The organism is Ureibacillus endophyticus, assembly GCF_003628435.1.
In the GTDB taxonomy this organism is placed as follows: Bacteria; Bacillota; Bacilli; order Bacillales_A; family Planococcaceae; genus Ureibacillus; species Ureibacillus endophyticus.
Genome location: NZ_RBZN01000101.1, coordinates 1 through 2466, shown reverse-complemented (window position 1 = coordinate 2466; position 2466 = coordinate 1). Strand labels below are relative to the sequence as shown.

At 36.1% G+C, this 2466-nt stretch carries 2 protein-coding genes; both read right to left on the bottom strand.

Annotation, left to right across the window (positions count from 1 at the left end; all coding sequences use genetic code 11):
• Window positions 1-44: 44 nt before the first annotated feature.
• A complete protein-coding gene (gene istB / locus D8M03_RS17425) occupies window positions 45-803 on the bottom strand; it encodes an IS21-like element helper ATPase IstB (RefSeq protein ID WP_121216042.1) in 759 nt (252 codons plus the stop codon).
• The gene (istA, locus tag D8M03_RS17420) at window positions 796-2331 is read right to left on the bottom strand and encodes an IS21 family transposase (RefSeq protein WP_121216043.1); all 1536 of its coding nucleotides are present in this window, start codon (window positions 2329-2331) and stop codon (window positions 796-798) included. Before istA ends, istB begins: the two co-directional genes overlap by 8 nt.
• Window positions 2332-2466: the final 135 nt, after the last annotated feature.

The following is a 2466-nucleotide window of genomic DNA, read 5'->3' as shown; positions in this document are numbered from 1 at the left end:
TGTAACCGTCAAGTAGTTTTTTACACTTTACGCTAAGATGCCTTTTACATTTCCGCCTCGAAAAGCTGTTGACGATTTTTCATCCGATAACTTTCTCCATCCATATGAACAACTTCTACTCGATGTAATAAACGGTCTAAAATGGCCGTTGTTATGCCTTGATCTCCCATCAATTCACTCCATTGCTCTGGACTTTTATTTGAGGTTAAGATAATTGAACTTTTTTCATATAAATGATTGATAAGCTGAAAAAATAGATTTGCTTCACGTTGGTCCATTGCCATATACATCAAATCATCAATAATGACCAAATCTGAGCTTTGGATACGTTTCATTTGTACTTGAGATTTGTGCGTATATTCTTGTGTTTTAAGAAGATGAAGAAGTTCTCCCATTGTCACAAAGGAAACCTGAAATCCCTTGTAAACCGCCTCTAATCCAAGTCCTACGGACAAAAACGTTTTTCCAACTCCAGGTGGCCCTAATAGAATCAAATTATAATGCTGTTCAAGCCACTGTAGTTCCTCTAATTGCGTTAACTGTCTTTTCGTTAATGTCTGTTGTGCATCTAAATCAAATTCAGTAAGCGATTTTAGATATGGAAAACGTGCATTTTTTAATCTTTTCTCAATGCTCTTTATTTCACGTTTATTTAATTCAAAAGCCGTTAATTGCTCTAAAAATTCTTGATAAGTCCAACTCGACTGTTCTGCCTTTCGAAGGAGCTTTGGAAGCTCCTCCGCTGTTTCAGCTAATCTTAACTGCCGAAAATCTTGCTGTAATTCTGTTATCGTTTTATTCATTTGTGGTCCCTCCTAAAATGGTTTTATAAGTATCCATTGATCGCATTGAAATGCTTATCTGAGGTATTGTTTTAGGTGGACTAGTATGAATTCTTTGTAATGAATCTAATTCCTCTTTTACTAAATAATGAACGACATCACGAAAATCATTTGCACTGTAAAGCTGCTCATCAATAGATTTAGTTAAAGCTGCTTCTAAATAAGTAGGATGCTCCTCAGCGACCCTTAGTAAAATCAATAGTTGATCCCGGCGATAACGCGGATAACGTTTCATGATTTCTTCTATATAAGATTTAGCTTTGTGTGTCATTTGAAAGTGTGCGAGAACTTGCATTTTTAACTCTTTAATTTGCTTGGAACGATCTCTTAAGTGATTTCGGTTTTGAATTAATTTCCCTTTTTCACTACTGATAGCGTGTTCTGCTATTATAGTCCCATCAATAGGATGAGAAATAACCAGCTGCTTATCTGTAATAGCTACTCTAACCTCATTATTTGGTAATGCATTATACGTACCGATAGGTACTGAATAACGGTTTGATGAATAGCGGATAGTATTGTCTTTCCCTACATTCCTTGTTAAACTATGTATAGAGATACTTTCTTCTGAGAGTATGGGTAAGACCGGTAGTAAGTGTTGCTTTTCGAGGGTGAACACTTCTTTCGGTCTTTTTTTCGTTGTATGATGGACATTTTGATTCCCGGTTCTTTCAAGCCAACCCCATGCCCGTTCATTCCAATCATCTATTTCTTTGAAAGTACGGCTATCTGCGTAGTTCCCCTTGATGTATTTCACGACATTCTCGATCATACCTTTTGATTCAGGATCTGCTTTCCGACAAAGATAAATATTGAATTGTCGCTCCTTAACATAGGCTTGAAACTCAGTTGTTAATAAAATATCACCGGCATTTTCACTTACTGCAATCAAATTATCCTGGTCATAAACAAGCTCTTCAGTTCGTCCTCCAAAATAACGGAAGGCGTTCTCATGACAGCGAATAGTGTCCCTCGTTGTGAAGGGGCGATCTTGCCATTCCATATATTTGTATCGTGAATGTGCTAAAACAAATGCGATGAAATACAATTTTACCTCAGACTTATTAACTGTCTTTTGTTTCGTTTCTCCCCAGTCTACTTGAATCTGTTTGCCCATTGGTTGTTCTGGTACAGCAGTATATTGACGAGTGTGCGCCTTCTTTTCTATTTGATAGATTTCACGCAGTTCTTTCACATAAAGTCGAACAGTACTTTCTCCAATATTTAAGTCAGGATAGCGTTCTAAGAGCCAATCTCTTATTTGTGCTGCACTTAAATGTGGATATTCTTCTAACCAAGCCAACATCCAATCCCGATAGGGATCCAATTTCTTAGGTTTCTTATATAATTCACTTACATAGGTATGTACTTCTTCAAAGTCCATTTCTAGATATTTATAAACAGTAGGACGTGAAACCTTTAATTCTTCCGCAATTTGTGTAATATTCAACTTCCGATCTCTTAACTGATGAATATGCATATATAACATTAGTTTTTTCTCCAATCTCCTTAACCTCCAATAAACACCTAATGTTTCCAGTTTACTAGAAATTAAATAATTTTGGCGAAAGTGTAAAAAACTGTTTAGCAGAAACTGTCAACTTTATTCTAGCGTTTACAAAAG

Bases quoted from the DNA above. Each gene is read 5' to 3' on its own strand.
- istB (WP_121216042.1), bottom strand. From the start codon at position 803: ATGAATAAAACGATAACAGAATTACAGCAAGATTTTCGGCAGTTAAGA.
- istA (WP_121216043.1), bottom strand. From the start codon at position 2,331: ATGTTATATATGCATATTCATCAGTTAAGAGATCGGAAGTTGAATATT.